The organism is Ureibacillus sp. FSL W7-1570 (assembly GCF_038593265.1).
Taxonomy (GTDB): Bacteria; Bacillota; Bacilli; order Bacillales_A; family Planococcaceae; genus Ureibacillus; species Ureibacillus suwonensis.
In genome coordinates this window covers 499,359-514,692 of record NZ_CP151979.1, presented here as the reverse complement: position 1 = coordinate 514,692, position 15,334 = coordinate 499,359, and the positions used below count along the sequence as shown (strand labels likewise).

Annotated in this window: 14 protein-coding genes, 2 pseudogenes and 1 riboswitch; of the genes and pseudogenes, 3 read left to right on the top strand and 13 right to left on the bottom strand. The window is 41.6% G+C overall.

Annotation, left to right across the window (positions count from 1 at the left end; genetic code table 11):
* Positions 1-586: 586 nt before the first annotated feature.
* The 3 genes and pseudogenes from NST13_RS02570 to NST13_RS02560 form a co-directional block, all read right to left on the bottom strand.
* Positions 587-2,371: pseudogene (locus NST13_RS02570) on the bottom strand (vitamin B12-dependent ribonucleotide reductase); the annotation flags it as partial.
* A gap of 537 nt (positions 2,372-2,908) precedes the next feature.
* Positions 2,909-3,694, bottom strand: a pseudogene (locus NST13_RS02565) (ribonucleotide reductase N-terminal alpha domain-containing protein); the annotation flags it as partial.
* Positions 3,695-3,948: 254 nt separating this feature from the next.
* Positions 3,949-4,779, bottom strand: a complete 831-nt coding sequence (locus tag NST13_RS02560; protein WP_342469555.1) for a biotin/lipoate A/B protein ligase family protein — start codon at positions 4,777-4,779, stop codon at positions 3,949-3,951.
* A gap of 102 nt (positions 4,780-4,881) precedes the next feature.
* Here NST13_RS02560 and NST13_RS02555 point away from each other — a divergent pair, with 102 nt between their 5' ends.
* Entirely contained in the window at positions 4,882-5,268 is a 387-nt protein-coding gene (locus NST13_RS02555; protein WP_342469556.1) for a rhodanese-like domain-containing protein, read from the top strand.
* A gap of 129 nt (positions 5,269-5,397) precedes the next feature.
* Here the strand turns inward: NST13_RS02555 and gcvPB are convergent, their stop codons facing one another.
* From gcvPB to comGA, 10 genes are all read right to left on the bottom strand, one after another.
* Positions 5,398-6,861: an aminomethyl-transferring glycine dehydrogenase subunit GcvPB gene (gcvPB, locus tag NST13_RS02550; protein ID WP_342469557.1), complete on the bottom strand. Its 1,464-nt coding sequence runs from the start codon at positions 6,859-6,861 to the stop codon at positions 5,398-5,400.
* Entirely contained in the window at positions 6,854-8,200 is a 1,347-nt protein-coding gene (gene gcvPA / locus NST13_RS02545; protein ID WP_342469558.1) for an aminomethyl-transferring glycine dehydrogenase subunit GcvPA, read from the bottom strand. Before gcvPA ends, gcvPB begins: the two co-directional genes overlap by 8 nt.
* Before the next feature lie 17 nt (positions 8,201-8,217).
* Positions 8,218-9,321 (bottom strand): glycine cleavage system aminomethyltransferase GcvT, encoded by a 1,104-nt coding sequence (gene gcvT, locus NST13_RS02540; RefSeq protein WP_342581327.1) that lies wholly within the window; start codon positions 9,319-9,321, stop codon positions 8,218-8,220.
* A 172-nt stretch (positions 9,322-9,493) separates the two neighbouring features.
* A riboswitch (glycine riboswitch) is annotated at positions 9,494-9,584 on the bottom strand.
* A 124-nt stretch (positions 9,585-9,708) separates the two neighbouring features.
* Positions 9,709-10,221 carry a shikimate kinase gene (locus NST13_RS02535; RefSeq protein WP_342581326.1) on the bottom strand — a complete coding sequence of 171 codons (513 nt, stop codon included), beginning with the start codon at positions 10,219-10,221 and terminating at the stop codon, positions 9,709-9,711.
* A gap of 184 nt (positions 10,222-10,405) precedes the next feature.
* Positions 10,406-10,855, bottom strand: a complete 450-nt coding sequence (gene comGF / locus NST13_RS02530; RefSeq protein WP_342469561.1) for a competence type IV pilus minor pilin ComGF — start codon at positions 10,853-10,855, stop codon at positions 10,406-10,408.
* Positions 10,804-11,139 carry a hypothetical protein gene (locus NST13_RS02525; protein ID WP_342581325.1) on the bottom strand — a complete coding sequence of 112 codons (336 nt, stop codon included), beginning with the start codon at positions 11,137-11,139 and terminating at the stop codon, positions 10,804-10,806. Before NST13_RS02525 ends, comGF begins: the two co-directional genes overlap by 52 nt.
* On the bottom strand, positions 11,129-11,557 hold the full coding sequence (gene comGD / locus NST13_RS02520; protein ID WP_342581324.1) for a competence type IV pilus minor pilin ComGD: 429 nt from the start codon (positions 11,555-11,557) through the stop codon (positions 11,129-11,131). The genes NST13_RS02525 and comGD overlap by 11 nt, the downstream gene beginning before the upstream one ends.
* 15 nt (positions 11,558-11,572) lie before the next feature.
* The gene (gene comGC, locus NST13_RS02515; RefSeq protein ID WP_342469564.1) at positions 11,573-11,878 is read right to left on the bottom strand and encodes a competence type IV pilus major pilin ComGC; all 306 of its coding nucleotides are present in this window, start codon (positions 11,876-11,878) and stop codon (positions 11,573-11,575) included.
* A gap of 13 nt (positions 11,879-11,891) precedes the next feature.
* Positions 11,892-12,959, bottom strand: a complete 1,068-nt coding sequence (gene comGB, locus NST13_RS02510; protein WP_342469565.1) for a competence type IV pilus assembly protein ComGB — start codon at positions 12,957-12,959, stop codon at positions 11,892-11,894.
* Positions 12,940-13,962 (bottom strand): competence type IV pilus ATPase ComGA, encoded by a 1,023-nt coding sequence (comGA, locus tag NST13_RS02505; RefSeq protein WP_342581323.1) that lies wholly within the window; start codon positions 13,960-13,962, stop codon positions 12,940-12,942. Before comGA ends, comGB begins: the two co-directional genes overlap by 20 nt.
* 265 nt (positions 13,963-14,227) lie before the next feature.
* Between comGA and NST13_RS02500 the strand changes: the two genes are divergently transcribed.
* Positions 14,228-14,929, top strand: coding sequence for a helix-turn-helix domain-containing protein (locus tag NST13_RS02500; protein WP_342581322.1), 702 nt, complete (start codon positions 14,228-14,230; stop codon positions 14,927-14,929).
* 114 nt (positions 14,930-15,043) lie between these two features.
* Positions 15,044-15,286, top strand: a complete 243-nt coding sequence (locus NST13_RS02495) for a DUF2626 family protein (protein WP_342469568.1) — start codon at positions 15,044-15,046, stop codon at positions 15,284-15,286.
* Positions 15,287-15,334 lie beyond the last annotated feature (48 nt).

Here is a 15,334-nt window from a genome sequence, read left to right as displayed (position 1 = left end):
TGATATGAAAAAATTAAAAACTTTTTTAAAAAAATTTTTGCCGAAAAACCCCTTATGATCAGCAAATAATTGGAGGATAAGGAAGAAAAATATACTCAATCAGTACACTTGGATTCCTGCAAACGATAAACCAGGTAAAAGCTATTACAAAACCGGACCAAGTCGTGATGATTGGAGAAGTTTTCAATAAAAAAAGCAGAAAGAAGTTCTCTTCCTGCCTTTTTATATAGGAGTTGTTAATAACCACAATAAGGTTAAAACGGCCATTATTCCTAAAACAACAAATAAAATTTTTTTCACAACATCCCCTCCGGATTCACTGATTATTGTCATCTATTTCCATGATCAATTTTTACGATTAAAACGTACCAAAGTTTCATTTTGGGAATATTTTATTGTCATTTTTGATTTCTGAATTCAACACCACCATCTCTCCTATTCCGGAATCATTAAAGTTTAATCGCAAATCCTCTCTATAAGGAGTTGCATCTTTGCTTTTGTTTTTTAAACATAAAAATCCCCCTTTAGACCATTGAAATCTAAAGGGGGATTTATATCTTGGAGTTTTTTCTAATGATTCAAGTTATTACAATCCACATTTCAATTGGGCGCCACAAACGGTACATGTGTTGCATCCACCAATTTCTTCCACCGTACCTTGACGGCAGACAGGGCATGTATCGCCCACTTCCGAACCGATATTCACATTTGTTTGTTGAAGCGGCGCAATCGTTTCAACTAGCACAACCGGTTTTTCAATTTTTTCGTCTTCCAATTCCTCAAATGTTAACTGTTCTTCATGCGTCATTTCCGCTTTTAATGTCAATACTTGGGAATCACGGCTGCCATCCACGTAAACCGTTCCGCCTTTGGCTCCACCTTTGTATAGGCGTTCGTACACTTTTTGCACTTGTTCCACCGTATATCCTTTTGGCGCGTTCACCGTTTTGGAGATGGACGAATCCACCCAACGTTGGATGATGCATTGCACATCCGCGTGAGCTTCCGGTGTCAAATCCATTGCCGTCACAAACCAATGCGGCAAATTGTGTTCATCTACTTCAGGATGCGCTCTCAAGTATTCTTGGACGATTTCCGCCTTCACTTCGATGAATTTTCCTAAACGGCCGGAACGATAGTAAGTGAAGGAAAAGTAAGGTTCCAAACCGGTTGCCACTCCCACCATTGTACCTGTTGATCCGGTTGGCGCAACCGTAAGCAGGTGGGAATTGCGGATGCCGTGTTCGAGCACCCCTTGACGAATATGTTCAGGCATGCGTTTCATGTAGCCTGTATTGATGAAAGCTTCTCGTAAACGTTTTGTTTCTTCTTCCGTCTCTCCTACCAAGAATGGGAAGCTGCCACGTTCTTTTGCCAGTTCAATGGAGGTTTCATAAGCGGTTGTTGCAATCGTTTCGAACACTTTATCAACCAGCTCATTTCCTTCTTTTGAACCGTATTCTTTTTCACAGTAAATGAGCAAATCAGCGAGTCCCATTACACCCAGACCGACACGTCGCTCTCCAAGAGCCTGTTTGCGGTTTTCTTCAAGGAAATACGGCGTTGCATCGATGACGTTGTCTTGCATGCGGACGCCGACACGCACCGTTTCTTTCAACGCTTCAAAATCGACTGTTTTTTGGTCTTTCAATGCAAAGTTCGCCAAATTGATGGCCGCCAAGTTACATACGGAATATGGCGCCAGTGGCTGTTCACCGCATGGATTTGTTGCCACCACTTTTTGGCCGTAAGCGCGGGCATTCGTCATTTCATTTGCATTATCAATGAAGAAAATGCCAGGCTCAGCTGCATAAGTCGCACAAATGTTGATGAGTTTCCAAAGCTCTCTCGCGCGGATTTTCCGGTAAGTGCGCACCCGGTAACCGAGAGCTTCCCACTCTCTCACGTCCCCGATTTTATGCCATTTTTCATTGTAGATGGCCATTTCTTCCGGCGTATATGTTTCCACATCCGGGAATCGAAGCGGATATTCTTCGTCTTTTTCCACCGCTTCCATAAAATCATTGGTAATTGTGACGGAGATGTTCGCTCCTGTTAAGAAGTCCGGATTGTGTACGCTGTATGTTCCGCCATCGCGCAATTTCGCTTCCGCTTCTTTGATGACCGCCTCGCTGAATCCTCCCAAGCCGGGGATGTTTTTGTAGTTGACGATTCCTTGGTACATCGCTTCTTCAAGAGGAGTCAATGGCGTGAATTTCAATTTTTCTTTTGCATGGCGAATGATGGATTCATCTTCCATGTTTTCAATCAAATAACGCAAAATGCGCGGATTTTGCATTTTGGAAATGATGAATTCCACAATATCCGGATGCCAGTCGGCAAGCATAATCATTTGGGCTCCACGCTGGTTGTTACTCGTTCATCATGAACGGGGATGGTCATTTCTGCCATCCTCTCATGCTTTCGCATGAGATCAGACTATATCATCAAAGAGGAAAATTCTTCATATTTGCGATAAAGTTTCAGGTCTCCATATTCATAAAGTTTTTTATAAATTGCTTTGAGATCCTTGATACTACTAATGCATAATTCATAACAACCTTGTTTTGGTGTTATTGCATTGACATTTTTAGCATAGCCGTATGATTTTTTCCTCTTTGTCTCGTGCCCCATAACCACGTTGCCGTCGATTATGGTTTACTCTTTCCATAGCACCCGTTATAAGTACCACCTTGTATTAGATACTTTTTATTATTGTATGGAGTGCCGTAGGAAATTTCAATAGTCGTTGAACGTTCATCTCCGTTTCCAGAGATGCTTCGCTGCTGATTGCCCAATCCTTGCCCTTTTCAAACCATCACGCTTGCCGTTGCCAGCTACGTTGTGGTGTGCAAGGCTCTAAGGGTGTTCCAGCAATTCACGAGATTTTAATCCCGCCATGGTCTTAACGGGATCCACCTTGTTCAACAAGATGGGTCAATTTCGCAATGTCATCAAGCCATGATACAGAACCGCTCGATCTTCCGTTAACCCCTCTTGCAAGTGTGTTGCGCGGTCTTAGTGTTGAACCGTTCGTACCGACACCGCCGCCCCGGCTCATAATTTCCATAACTTTTTTGCGATGTTCGCTGATTCCTTCACGGCTGTCAGGAACGAAAGGCATCACATAGCAGTTGAAATATGTAACTTGTTTTCCGGATCCTGCACCGTAAAGAACACGTCCAGCTGGCACAAATTTTAAAGAAGCCAATTGCTCATAAAATTTTTGGAACCATTCGCTGCGTTTTTCTTCTGTTTCCTCAACGGCAGCCAAACCGGTTGCGTTTCGTTTCGCGATTTGTTCATAAAAAATTTCAAGGGGTTTTTCTATGATATCAAGGGATCGAACAATGATGCCCGTTTCTTGTTCTTTCGGATCATCGAGCACATTTCGGTACTCTTCTTCAATCAAAATTTCCGCTTTATTTTCTTTCCAATCGATTGATTGGATATAACCTAAACCGCGGGCTGGAAATTTTGGATCTTCCTTAATGGTTAATACAACAAAATCGCCTGGTTTTAACGTCTTTTTTTCCGTATCCTTGAAGGAATATCGGTCAATCATGACAAGTCTCGAAACACCTTTATGCGTCACATGCATGTCCGGCGTAATCGGGTGAACTTGCGGGAATTGTTCAATATCTTTGTTCAATTGATCAATGAGGATGGTCGTATACGAATCTATCATTACCATCTGCCAGCCTCCCTTAGCACATATATAATTTAACTATCATTACCCTATATAAAAACAATAAAACACAATATATTGTATGTCCAACAAAACGAACATACAATATATTGTTTCGTTCTGCTACTTAGAAAAGATTACCTCATAACCAAAATCGATTCAAGGGGTTGACAAATAATAATTTCTATGAATCCTAGAAATTTCTATGTTTGTAGCGGAATATTAAATTTTAATCACATTTTTTGAAGGATAATTTTTGATTACTTTCTAAAATTCCATTCATCATTTGCATACTTTTCTTCTTCCAATTTTCTCACATATCCCTTTTGTTCTTCAGTCAGTTCATATGGGATCAATTCTATTTGCAAAGCTTCTTCAAAACCTTTTTTGAAGGCATGGATGCATTCCTCAATGGTGATGCGCCGTGTTGTTAAACGGTTGATTGCAACGGCTCTTTCCGGCAATTGTTTGCGCATCCGCTCTTTTGCCTCTTCGGAAGGGAAATTGAACAGAGACAACAGCTTGTCTTCATCGAGATCCAATAAAATTGCACCGTGCTGCAAAACGACGCCCTTTTGTCTAGTTTGCGCACTTCCAGCGACTTTTTTCCCTTCCACAACAAGTTCATACCAACTAGGCGCATCGAAACAAACGGCACTTTTCGGCTTTTTCAATGCATCTTGTTTTTCTTCCGTATCAGGGATGCTGAAATAAGCATCCAATCCCAAATTGTGGAACCCTTTCAACAAACCTTCGCTCAAAAAACGGTAAGCTTCTGTTACGGTTTCAGGCAGGTTCGGATATTGCTCCGTCACGATGATGCTGTACGTCAATTCGCTGTCGTGCAATACGGCCCGTCCGCCAGTCGGTCTTCGGACAAACCCGATATTCTGTTCTTCCAACGCTTCCAAATTGATGTCCTTCGCTTTTTGGAAATAACCGATGGAAAGTGTCGGCGGATTCCATTGATAAAACCGGATCACCGGCGGGATTTCATTTTTGCTGTGAAAATCAAGCAACGCTTCGTCCAATGCCATATTATAAGACGGACTGCATGGTCCTGAATTAATAAAATACCATTTCGTTTTCATTCGTTTCCCACCTCACAACTTTCTCATTGTATCAAACTGAATGGACGAATGCCACTTTCTTATTTATAATGTTCTATGTAAATAGAAAGGAGAAATTTTGAAGTGGCGACAGTATTATATACAATTGCAATCATTCTAGGAGTCATCATTATCTATGTGGTTGTCAGCTCATTCCGTTTGAAAAAGGCTGTCACAAATTTGACGCAGGAGGAATTCATCAAAGGATACCGCAAAGCCCAACTGATTGATGTTCGGGAAGCGAAGGAATTCGAATCGGGACATATCCTGGGAGCACGCAACATTCCTTTCACCCAATTGCGTCAACGTTACAAAGAAATTCGTCCGGATCTTCCTGTATATTTATATTGCCAAAATATGACGAGAAGTTCACGGGCAGCGCTTTTCCTGAAGAAAAAGGGCTATAACCAGCTTTATCAACTTCAAGGCGGTTTTAAAACTTGGACAGGAAAAGTGAAAACGAAAAATTAAAATTTTGTACTTAATTTCTATTTCGTTTAACTTTTAAAAATTTTTAATGATAACTTTTTGCCATTTTTATTTTTCAAAATCTCTCAATAAAAATATCCATGAGGTCAAGCCCTCATGGATATTTTTTTATTATTGCTTTTGATAACGCAAAACCGGATGTCTTGCAGCCTGCGTTTCATCCAGGCGGCTTACAACCGTTGTATGCGGTGCTTCTTGAACGATCGAAGGATTCTCCTCCGCTTCTTTTGCAATTTGAATCAGCGCATCACAGAAAGCATCCAACGTTTCCTTTGATTCGGTTTCCGTCGGCTCAATCATCATTCCTTCTTCCACAATCAACGGGAAGTAGATTGTCGGTGGATGGTAGCCGAAATCAAGAAGACGTTTCGCAATATCCAACGTGCGGACACCCAGTTTTTTCTGACGGCGTCCGGATAGAACGAATTCATGTTTGCAATGGCGATCATATGGCAGGTCGAAATATGGCGAAAGTCTTCTCATCATGTAATTCGCATTTAATACGGCATACTCTGTCACCAATTTTAATCCTTCCGGACCCATGGAGCGAATATACGCATAGGCACGCACATTGATGCCGAAGTTGCCGTAGAATGGTTTAACCCGGCCGATGGATTGCGGACGGTCGTAATCGAAATGGAACGTGCCATCTTCTTTTTTCACAAGCACCGGTTTTGGCAAGAATGGGATTAGATCTTTTTTCACGCCAACCGGACCGGAGCCTGGACCTCCCCCACCGTGCGGGCCAGTAAAGGTTTTATGCAAGTTCAAGTGAACGCAGTCAAATCCCATATCGCCAGGGCGCGCTTTGGACATAACCGCATTCAAGTTGGCTCCATCATAGTATACTTTCCCGCCGACGCTATGAACAATTTCGGCAATCTCGACAATATGTTCTTCAAACAAACCGAGCGTGTTCGGATTTGTCAACATGAGAGCCGCTGTATCTTCCCTGACGACACGGCGCAAATCTTCCAAGTCGACCAATCCGTTTTCATCGGATTTCACCGTAATGATTTCGAATCCGGCAACTGCAGCGCTGGCAGGGTTCGTACCATGGGCAGAGTCCGGTACAATCACTTTGTTCCGGTGCCCTTCCCCATTCGCTTCATGATAGGCACGGATCAACATCAACGCCGTCCATTCACCATGGGCGCCGGCAGCAGGTTGCAATGTCACTTCATCCATGCCGGTAATTTCTTTTAAAGCCGTTTGCAGTTCATACATCAATTCCATTGCCCCTTGCACTGTAGATTCATCCTGCAATGGATGAATGTTTGCAAATCCGGAGAAACGGGCAACTTCTTCATTTATTTTCGGATTGTATTTCATTGTGCATGAGCCCAGCGGATAAAACCCGGAATCCACACCATGATTGCGGCGGGACAGCGCAGTGTAGTGGCGCATAATATCCAATTCAGACACTTCCGGAAGCTCGGCCGGCTCTTCACGCAAATATTCTTGCGGAATCAATTCGGATAATTCCACTTCGGGCACATCCAATTCCGGCAAGCTGTAACCGATGCGGCCTTCTTTTGATAATTCAAAAATGAGCGGTTGATTTTCGTTATGCATTGTAAGCCCCCATTTCTTGCACGAGTTGGTCAATTTCTTCTTTCGTACGCAATTCTGTTACGGCAATCAGTACATGGTTCTCAAGATGCGGATAGTCGCGGCCCAAATCATAGCCGCCAATGATGCCTTTTTCCAATAATTTTTGATTGATCTCACTCACCGGCTTATTCACTTTCACAACGATTTCGTTAAAATGAGCCCCTTGGAACGGAACCGTGAATCCTGCTTTCTCAAATGCCGTTTTTGCATAACGAGTTTTTACAATATTTTGCTTCGCCATCTCTTGGATGCCGCGTTTGCCTAAAGCCGTCATGGCAACAGAAGCGGCAAGGGCAAGCAAGGCTTGGTTGGAACAGATATTTGAAGTCGCTTTTTCCCGGCGAATATGTTGTTCACGGGCTTGCAACGTCAACACGAAACCGCGCCGTCCGTCCTGGTCCACCGTTTGTCCGACCAAACGTCCAGGAACTTTGCGCATTAATTTTGACGTTGTGGCAAAATAACCGCAATGCGGCCCTCCGAAACTTTCAGGAATTCCGAACGGTTGCACATCTCCAACCGTAATATCCGCACCCAATTTTCCAGGAGGTGTTAAAACGCCTAATGCCAGCGGGTTGGCTGATACAATGAATAATCCTTTCGCTTCATGGGCCATTTCGCCAATTTTTTTAATGTCTTCAATTTGGCCGAAGAAGTTTGGATATTGCACCATAATCGCGGCTGTTTGTTCATCGATCAATTCTTTCAACGCTTCAATATCTGTGACGCCATCCTTGGTTGGCACTGTCACCACTTCAATGGATTGGCCATAGGCATAAGTTTTCACGACTTCACGGTATTCCGGATGAATAGCTTCAGACACTAAAAGTTTTTTCCGTCTAGTGGAACCGGCGGCAAGCATTCCCGCCTCTGCAAGAGCCGTTCCCCCATCATACATGGACGAGTTGGCCAAATCCATTCCCGTCAATTCCGCAATCATTGTCTGGAATTCAAAAATTGCCTGTAATTCCCCTTGTGAAATTTCCGGTTGATATGGCGTATAAGCGGTATAGAATTCCGAACGGGAAATGACATGATCAACAATGGCAGGTTTATAGTGATTGTATACACCTGCGCCCAAAAATGAAACAGCTGATTCCGTATTCGTATTTTTATCTGCTAATGCTTTCAGTTCTTTCAATAATTCAGATTCAGATACTGCCTCTTTAATATTGTAAAGCCCTTTAAAACGCACCTCTTCTGGAATGTCCGCAAATAAATCGTCAATGCTTTCCACTCCAATGGTAGCGAGCATTTCCTGTTTGTCCTGTTCCGTCATTGGAAGATATCGATGCTTCATTTTTTGACCTCCATTAATTATTTTTCCCGTTTATAAAAAGGTTTCGGCACCACTTGCGCTTTTACCTTCTTATTCCGGATTTCCACATCCACTTCTGTGCCCAAATCAGCATATTGGCTATCCAACAGGGCTAATCCCAAATTCCGTTTTGTGGAAGGTACTTGTGTTCCGGTTGTTACAACGCCGATTTCTGCGTCACCTTTAAAGACTTTATAGCCATGGCGAGGAATACCTTTTTCAATCATTTCAATGCCGACAAGTTTTCTTGAAAGCCCTTGTTCCTTTTGTTTGATTAGCGCTTCCTTGCCGATAAAATCCGACTCTTTTTGAAGTTTCACCGCAAATCCGATACCTGCTTCAAGAGGTGAGATGGATTCAGATAATTCTTGCCCATAAAGCGGCAGACATGCTTCAAAGCGCAATGTGTCACGGGCGCCAAGACCACACGGAATGAGTCCATCCTCTTTTCCGGCCCCTAAAATTTTATGCCACAGTGCCACAATCGCTTTCGGCTCCCCATATAGTTCAAACCCGTCTTCTCCTGTATAACCGCTGCGGGAAAGCAATACCGGATAGCCGCCAACCGTTGCGGAAGCTTTGAAATGGAATGGTTTTATTTCTTTCAACTCTTCCTCCGTCAATGTTTGCAATATTTTTTCTGAAAGCGGCCCTTGAAGAGCAATCATGGCATATTCATCGGATTTGTTTGTAATATCCACTTCGCCTTGGGCATGCTTTTTCAGCCATTCAAAATCTTTCTCAATATTCGCAGCATTCACTACAAGCAGATACTGATCATTTCCAAGGTTGTATACGATTAAATCATCAACAACCCCGCCATTTTCATAGCACATTACATTGTATTGTGCGCCACCTACAGGAATTTTTGAGATGTCATTGGATAATATTTTTTGCAGGAACCCGAGCGCATCTTTCCCTTCGACAATGATTTCTCCCATATGGGATACGTCAAATAGTCCTGCTCGTTTTCTTACAGCTTCATGTTCTTCTTTGATCGATGAAAATTGGACAGGCAGTTCCCATCCTCCAAAGTCAATGGTTTTCGCACCATATTTGGCATACTCGTCAAATAATGGTGTTCTTTTTAATTCTCCCATCAAGAAACCTCCCTTTACTGGATCCTCTTTAAAAGCTCATTAATTAATATAGGTAAAAAAGGACAGAAAATCCCCTTGTTTTAGGAATTCTCTGTCCTTTCACCTGAAAGTTACACCTACTGTAAAAGCAGGCTTTCCCCTTGGGTGGCTGAAAAATCAGCGCTCTCCAGAGTTGCGTCCCGTACGAGTCTTTTTGCCTGAGAGATTCATAGTTCCCCTACTTGCTCCTTCGGCGACGTAAACACGTTCTCTCCCCGCACAATCATCCGCCATTATCAAGTTGAACAATCATTATATCTTTGCCAATATCCTAACATTGAACAGGATGTAAGGCAACATTTTTTTAAAATCCTGTATAAAAAGCGAACATTTTTCAAATATAATTTATGTTCATTCGCCTTTCAAACGGTTCACTTGGAATGCCATGTAATTTACCACTTGACGGATTGTTCGATTATGCGTAAAGACGCGGATATGGGCTGCTCTTTTATAAAATTTTCTTCTGTAATAAAATAGTCGTTCCAGCTCTTTTTTTGTCGAACGTTGGGCGATCGGGCGATTTTTATCATTTTTGATCCGGTTGTAAATATCTTCAAAAGGAGCATCCAGAAAGAAAACGAGGCCTGTCCTTCTCATGATTTCCCGGTTTTCCGGTCTCATCGCAACCCCGCCGCCAGTGGCAATAATACAAGCTTCATCCCGGAAATTTCTCAAAAATTCCGTTTCGAGATTCCGAAAATGCTCCTCTCCGTATTTTTCAAAAATTTCAGGAATCGGCATCCCCTGTTGCCTTACAATCTCTTTATCCATATCATAAAAGGGCATCCGCAATACATAGCTTAATTGGCGTCCAATTGCACTCTTTCCGCATCCCATGAATCCTACCAAATATATTTTTCTCATTTTTGACACCTTTCTACACAAAACTCCCAGTTATCGATTCAATAAGTTAATCGTAGCACGAACATTGACGTTTTCCAATGAATTAATGATTGAAAATTGCGTTAAATAGGATGTGCTGTAAAACATTACAAAAGACATTACAAAAAATAGCAGCAGGATGGCGATGGGATACATAACTCCTTTTTCATTTTTTATATTGGACAAATAACGTTCTCTCCTTCTCTATTCCATTCAAAAACCTGACTTTCACTGTCAACAGGTTGTCCGAGATGACAAACTCGGCATTTTGAATTCCAATGAGCAACGGCACATATCCCTGCCCGTTTACTTGCAGCCGGATGACATCTGAAATCTTGTTAATTTTGAGGGTTTTCGATGGTGATTCGACTATGTATAAAGAATTTGCCATCCAATAAACATCCTCGATATCAATCAAATATTGTTGAAAATCCTGTATAAAAATTTCCCATTTTATCTGTTCGTCCGCAAGAAAGGTATCGTTCCATTGTTGTATCAATAAATATATGGCCAATATGAGCTGGGCGAGCAGGGTGAAAGTCAGCAGATGAAAAAGCGCCTCAATCAGTGTAAAGCCGTTTCTATTGTTTCGTACTCTCCATTGGCATCGATGCATTTCAATCGTTCCTTATCCAGATTGGTGAAATGAACACAAATCGTATCTTTTTGGAAAGTCCAACGAAATTCCGCATGATCAATCCATTTTGTCCCTTCACTAATCCCGGTTGTCTTTGCAATACGCACTCCCTCATAAGCCACTTCGGAAGCGTGCAATTCCAGGGTCTTATTGTAAAGGGAATGTTGGAGCTGATATACAAAAGGAAGAAAACCCATCAAAACAAAGAGGATGCTGATGACAAACAGCGATTCAATCAGGGAGGCCCCTTTTTCATTCCACATAACGGATTCTTCCTTTATCGATGTTGATGATGATGCTTTTTTCTCCGTACGGGGTCTGAAAAGTGATCGTCCCGAAGTTTTTTACCCCGCCCTTTGTATTGATGGATAGAGTGGACAAATTGCTGAAATCATTAATCGAAATCATATCCGGAATTTTTCTCTCGATGAGGACGTCATTCATTTGATGATATATCCGGTAACTGTTCGAGGATGAAAAAGAAACATAACAGCCCTTCTCATTTTCGAGCGCCCACATTTGAGCCATTTGGATGTCCAGTTTCAATTGGTGGAAGAACTGTTCCACAATCATTTTTTCCGTCATTTTGACCGGGATTGTCACACCGATCATGCCAATCAATGACACAATCATCAACACTAACAGCATTTCCAGCAAAGTAAAGCCTTTCTCATCTTTCATTCCCATTCTTCCCCGTCAATTTTTGGCCACATTAACCGTTCCGTCCGATTGAATTTCAATATCCATTCCATTTGGACATTTCTCCATCCCTTCTTTCAAATATTCTTTTTCTACCAAATCGTCCAATGTGGGAATGGTTTTGTGTTCCATTCGGTAAGATTCCACCTGGCCCTGCACCATCTGCACGTACGCCTTGCAACCTTTGTCATCAATCGTATTCATGTGTTTCATGATGTTTGGAACAGTGATCAAAATCAGGATGGAAATGATAAACAGCACGATCAGCATCTCGATCAATGTGAAACCTTTCTGATTTTTCATTCCAGCACCCCTTTCACATGATTTCCACCAGGTCGTATACCGGAAGCAGCATGCTGATATAAGCCGCAACAATGCAAAGGGCAATCAGTATGAAGAAAAGCGGCTGAATGGTTGCCATGCAAGTTTTGAGCATCGATTGGATTTTCCCATCAAGCAATTCGCTGAAAATGAGCATTTCACGTCCCAGGTGGCCGCTTCTTTCACCATGCTTTATAAATTCATCAAACTTGGGTGTAAACAATCCGAGGATTTTCACCGCTTCCCCCAATGAATCGCCGAAAATAACCCTATGTTTCAATAATGCGGCGACATAAGACACATGCCGGCTCATTTCTTGTTCTTCCAGGATCGACAATGCATGTTGAAGAGAAATACCGGATAACAATAAACTTCCAAGCAAATGGGAAAATTGTCTTGTCAAATGCAATTTATAAACATAATTGACAACAGGGATTTTAAGCAGCATGTTCAACTGCTCTGCAATATCACGTTTACGTATATAGTGAATCATGCCAATTGTTGACACCACGCCGACAACTGTGGCCGCAATCAGAAAATCCGGAAAATGAAGCAATACCATGGCCAATTTTAGGCTGGCAATCCCCGCTGAATTGGTGGACGTTGCAATTTGTTGCATATTCGGCAAAAAATAGTTCCGAAATATAACAAAAACGATTGCCAATATCGTTATCAAAAAAACCGGATATGCCAACAGCTTGGCCACTTTTCTTGCCATCTCCCGCTGAAATTCCATTTGTCCGCTGATGTGGTGCAACGATTCCGCCAACTCCCCTTTCTCTTCCGCAATATTTGTTAATAGCAGAAAATGTTTGGGGATGGGAAAATATTTCAATATATCCGAAACCCGTGAACCACTGTTGAATTGTTGCTGCATCATGCCATTCCATTTTTCCGGATCATCCACGTGATACGGAAGCAGCATGAACAAAGCATCCGAAAAGGTGTACCCTTCTTTCATTAATGTCCCAATCCGTTTTAAAAGGGATGGAACGTTGCGCACTTTGTCCTTCCTGTTTTTGAAAAAAGGGAAATCGACACTTTTACCTATTTGATGTAGCATGGTGTTCTCCTGAATCAATCCACGTAATTTGATACTCCAGCGTTTGTTCAACAGGCAATCGGTACTCCTTTCCCTCCATGGCGGCTTTAATCGCTTCATTTAAAAAATCACCGGCCAAAATTTCATATATGGCTTTTCGGCCATCGCTATCTTGAGTTGGTATTAAACATTGCGCAATAATCGCTATCACGGCTTGCCGAATTTCTTCCAAAGAAACATTCAAATCCCGTAGCCGGTAGATGCAATTCACCGTATCTTTTGCATGGATGGTGGACAACACCAAATGACCCGACAATGAGGCGCGGACGGCAATTTGAGCGGTCTCTTCATCCCTGATTTCACCTATCAGGATCACATCGGGGGAATGCCGCAGAATCGCTTTCAATCCGCTGGCATAGGTAATTCCCGCCCGTTCATTCACCTGAATTTGAAGCATATGGGACTGGCTGTTTTCCACCGGATCTTCCAGCGAAATCACATGCCTGCCCAATGTTTCGCTGCAATATTTGGCCAAAGAATACAGAGTGGTCGTTTTGCCGGTTCCGGTCGCCCCGCAAAACAAAATCAGCCCTTGATGATTTGAAACCAATCGTAATAAGTTTTCTGCTGAATGGCGAAAATAACATAAAGAAGAAATGGGATATGAGGCATTTTGAAGAAATAATCGAATCACGAGGCTTTCTCTTTTATAAACGGAAGGCAAAGTGGATACCCGAAAGGCATACAAATGGTCACTCAACGATTCTTCAAAGGAACCGCTTTGGGGTTTTCTTTTTTCACTGATATCCAAAGAAGATTTGAATTTGAAATAGGAGATGATTCGTTCACCTAAATGGATGGGGTAATGGCCTGCAGGGAACAGCTTTCCATATTTCCGAAAATGAATGATGTATTGGTTTGGAGCCGGTTCAATATAAATGTCGCTGGCTCCAAAATGCAAAGCCTTCAACAAAAGCTGGTTGGATTTTGTCTCAACGACAGACTCTACATCCAAACAGATCACCTGCTTCCCACACCTAAATTGTGACCGCTGTTTTTAATATAGTATAAAATGAAGACTCCATTCCGAAAAGTCTTTTTCAGAAAATTTTTATTTCAGACCAATTTCCTGCTGAAATCTTTGTTTTCGAAAAGTTTTTGACAAATTTTATTACAAATTTTGAATATTTTCCTACTCTTCCTCATTGGACATGCATTTTCACTATCATTTCATTAAAAATAAAGATACAATTGTAGTAGCATAATATTACTAAAGGTGGGATAACAGAATGTTGCATCCATTAAAAATTGCGAGTACTTTGGCAGATGAAACTCGTTTCCAAATATATGAATACATGTTGCAACAAAAAAGATTTTTTACCGTTCAAGATATTGCAGATAAATTCAACATCCACCCGAACGTGGCAAGATTGCATTTAACAAAACTCGCGGAAATCAACCTGATCACCGCTGATTTTCTAAAATCAGGGAAAGGCGGAAGACCCGGCCGTATTTACAAAGTGTCTGAACAAGGAGTCGACTTGAGTTTTCCAAAACGGGAAGACAAACATTTGATCAAATGGGCGATTGAACTTGTTTATGAATTTGGCCAAGAAGGGTTGGAAAAAGCGAAGAAAATCAGTTATGAAGATGGATACAGCGAAATGCGGTCCCGTCTTGTAAAAATGAATTCGCCAATCAATTTTGAAGACAGAGTGGAAATGTTGTCCGAAGCGGCTTTACTTGTCGGGTACATTCCGAAAATCGTGGATACTGAAAAAGGAAAAAAAGTCATTTTGACAATCTACAATTGCCCTTTCAGAAGCCAGCTCACAGAACATAGCGATATTATATGCGATCTTCATAAATCCTATATTAAAGGGCAAATCGATGCGTTATTTGAAGAAAACAGTTTTGTTCAATTTGAAAGCATGATTCATGATTGCGAGTTTTGCAAGTATGAAATCAATGTGCCAAATATAGCGTTGTAAAATTTTACACTTGATTGTCACAAATCTATTGAAGTATTCAGTTTACAATATTGTCAATTATCATTTATAATAAACATTGAAATATTGTGTCGCTACAAAAAGGAGGGAATCGACATGGCTAATATGTATAAAGTTTTAGCATTCTGGACAGGTATTTTCGCCGTAATGTTCTACCTTGGCGATATGGTCGAGGTTTCGCTATTATTTGTTGGTAATTCGGTATTATTCTTATTATTAGGCTTCTTAAACCTTTCAGAACGCATGTACATGTACATTTTCGGAGCATATTTGACAATATTCTTTGCTGGTTTCACTTATTACACGACATTTATACACGTACCTGGTGCGGGACATTAATAATGGACAGCAAAAAAGCATCGGAGATATCCGATGCTTTTTTATTTT

Excerpts from the sequence above, each read along its gene's own strand:
- NST13_RS02560 (WP_342469555.1), bottom strand. The coding sequence starts at position 4,779 with ATGAAAACGAAATGGTATTTTATTAATTCAGGACCATGCAGTCCGTCT.
- gcvPB (WP_342469557.1), bottom strand. The coding sequence starts at position 6,861 with ATGCATAACGAAAATCAACCGCTCATTTTTGAATTATCAAAAGAAGGC.
- gcvPA (WP_342469558.1), bottom strand. The coding sequence starts at position 8,200 with ATGAAGCATCGATATCTTCCAATGACGGAACAGGACAAACAGGAAATG.
- NST13_RS02535 (WP_342581326.1), bottom strand. The coding sequence starts at position 10,221 with ATGAGAAAAATATATTTGGTAGGATTCATGGGATGCGGAAAGAGTGCA.
- comGF (WP_342469561.1), bottom strand. The coding sequence starts at position 10,855 with ATGCATCGATGCCAATGGAGAGTACGAAACAATAGAAACGGCTTTACA.
- NST13_RS02525 (WP_342581325.1), bottom strand. The coding sequence starts at position 11,139 with ATGTGGAATGAAAAAGGGGCCTCCCTGATTGAATCGCTGTTTGTCATC.
- comGD (WP_342581324.1), bottom strand. The coding sequence starts at position 11,557 with ATGAAAGATGAGAAAGGCTTTACTTTGCTGGAAATGCTGTTAGTGTTG.
- comGC (WP_342469564.1), bottom strand. The coding sequence starts at position 11,878 with ATGAAAAATCAGAAAGGTTTCACATTGATCGAGATGCTGATCGTGCTG.
- comGB (WP_342469565.1), bottom strand. The coding sequence starts at position 12,959 with ATGCTACATCAAATAGGTAAAAGTGTCGATTTCCCTTTTTTCAAAAAC.
- NST13_RS02500 (WP_342581322.1), top strand. The coding sequence starts at position 14,228 with ATGTTGCATCCATTAAAAATTGCGAGTACTTTGGCAGATGAAACTCGT.
- NST13_RS02495 (WP_342469568.1), top strand. The coding sequence starts at position 15,044 with ATGGCTAATATGTATAAAGTTTTAGCATTCTGGACAGGTATTTTCGCC.